The organism is Burkholderia sp. E168m15 (genome assembly GCF_016586105.1).
Taxonomy (GTDB): Bacteria; Pseudomonadota; Gammaproteobacteria; order Burkholderiales; family Burkholderiaceae; genus Burkholderia; species Burkholderia orbicola.
The window spans coordinates 1-2,072 of record NZ_BCPO01000038.1 but is presented as its reverse complement, the minus strand read 5'-3'; the positions used below and the strand labels follow the sequence as shown (position 1 = coordinate 2,072).

The window sequence follows — 2,072 nt, the reverse complement described above, 5'->3', positions numbered from 1 at the left end:
CGCGGCGATCAGCGATGCGAGCGTCACGTCGAACCGGTCGTTCGACAGCACGTCGAGCAGCGCAGCCCCGTCGACGTGGCTGCGGCGCCGCTGGAGTTGGTAGGTCAGCTCGGTGCGATCGATCACCAGCACGTCGAACAGTTGCGCGAGCGTCAGCTGCTCCGGGTTCGCGAGCAGGATATAGCGCGGCGTGGTCTCCCCGCCGCCGTCGAGCCGCGCGACCCATTCCCGCTCCTCCATCGTCGTCAGCAACCGCTGCGCGGTTTCCATGTCGCAGCGCAGCATCGTCGCGAGCCGCAGCGCCGTGTAGCCGCGCTTGCCGGCCGCACGCGCTTCGGCGAGCCGCGCGAGCAGCTCGAGCGCGTCGAGCAGGTCGCTGCCCGGATAGTGGATGCGGTGGAACTGGCCGACGCGAATCGCCGGCAGCGCCGACGCCACCATCGCGCCCAGCAGCGCGATGAACCAGCTCAAATACACCCACAGCAGGAACACCGGCAGCGCCGCGAACGCGCCGTACACGGCCGTATAGGTCGGAATGCGCCGCACGTAGTAGCCGAAGCCGCGCTTCGCGAGCTCGAACGCGATGGCCGCGAACAGCCCGCCGATCACCGCGTCGCGCCATGCGACCGTGCAGTTCGGCAGGTACACGTACAGCAGCGTGAACGCGAGCACCGTCAACGGCAGCGATGCGAGCGCGAGCAGCCACTCCACCATCGACGTGGACGGCCCCGCGCCGGTGAACGCGAGCGACTGCGTGAACAGGTACGACGAGATCGACAGGCTCACGCCGAACAGCAAGGGCCCGAGCGTGATCAGCGCCCAGTACGCGAGCACGCGCTGCGCGAACGGCCGCGGCTTGCGTACGCGCCAGATCAGGTTGAACGCCGATTCGATCGTCATCATGGTCATCACCGACGTGACGACGAGCACGATCAGGCCCGCCGTGGTCAGCCCCTTGGCCTTCGACGCGAACTGGTTCAGGTACTTGAAGATCTGGATGTTGAACTGCGCGGGCATCAGGTGATCCGCGAGGAACCCCTGCAGCGAGATCTGGAACGACGCGAACATCGGGAACGCCGTGAACAGCGCGAACGCGACCGTCAGGAGCGGCACGAGCGCCAGCAGCGTCGTGAAGGTCAGGCTGCCCGCCACTTGCGGGATGCGATCCTCGGCGCTGCGCCGGGCCGCGAACTGCGCGAGGCGCTTGATGGTGACGAGATCCACGCTCAACTTCGGCAAACGGCTTCTCCTTCTCGATGCTGCGCGCGTCACGGCGCGCCGCCGCCGCGCAGCGCGACGGCTTCAGCCCCTATAATAGCCGCTCGATTCCAGCAGGGGCCGACTGCACCGGGCACGCGCGCGGCCGCACGCGGCTCCGTCGTCCATGAAAGACATCCTCGTCCTCTATTACAGCCGTCACGGCGCCACGCGCGATCTCGCGCTCGCGATCGCGAACGGTATCGACAGCGTGCCGGGCATGCAGGCCCGCATCCGCACCGTGCCGCCCGTGTCGGCCGTCTGCGAAGCCACCGCCCCCGACATCCCGGCCGACGGTCCGCCCTACGCGGAACTGCGCGACCTCGAGGAATGCGCGGGCCTCGCGCTCGGTTCGCCGACCCGCTTCGGCAACATGGCCGCGTCGCTCAAGTATTTCCTCGACGGCACGACGCCGCAATGGCTGTCGGGCGCGCTCACCGGCAAGCCGGCGAGCGTGTTCACGTCGACGGGCAGCCTGCACGGCGGCCAGGAGTCGACGCTGCTGTCGATGATGCTGCCGCTGCTGCATCACGGGATGATGATCGTCGGAATCCCGTACACCGAATCCGCCCTGAGCACGACGCGTACCGGCGGCACGCCGTACGGCGCGTCGCACGTCGCGCAGCACGACCGCTCGGCGCCCGTCGGGCTGTCGGCGGACGAGAAGGCGCTCGCGGCCGCGCTCGGCGTACGGCTCGCACGCGCCGCCGCGGCCCTCGCCAGCGCCCAGGCCGCCGAGGCGGCATGAACGCCCCCGCCCGCCCCGCCATCGCGGCCCGGCCGCGCTACGCGCTGGCCGCCGCCGCGTGTCTCGT

2 protein-coding genes are annotated in these 2,072 nt (G+C 69.8%); one reads left to right on the top strand and one right to left on the bottom strand.

Going from position 1 to position 2,072, the window contains the following annotated elements; genetic code table 11:
- Positions 1-1,239, bottom strand: a 1,239-nt coding sequence (locus JMF86_RS06880; protein ID WP_201316851.1) for a YihY family inner membrane protein, incomplete at its 3' end; no start/stop codon positions are given.
- Positions 1,240-1,384: 145 nt separating this feature from the next.
- On the opposite strand from JMF86_RS06880, the gene wrbA reads away from it, so the two are divergent.
- Positions 1,385-2,005 (top strand): NAD(P)H:quinone oxidoreductase, encoded by a 621-nt coding sequence (gene wrbA, locus JMF86_RS06875; RefSeq protein WP_201316850.1) that lies wholly within the window; start codon positions 1,385-1,387, stop codon positions 2,003-2,005.
- Positions 2,006-2,072 lie beyond the last annotated feature (67 nt).

What these genes read in the sequence shown, in the direction of transcription:
- wrbA (WP_201316850.1), top strand. Translation starts at nt 1,385, where the DNA reads ATGAAAGACATCCTCGTCCTCTATTACAGCCGTCACGGCGCCACGCGC.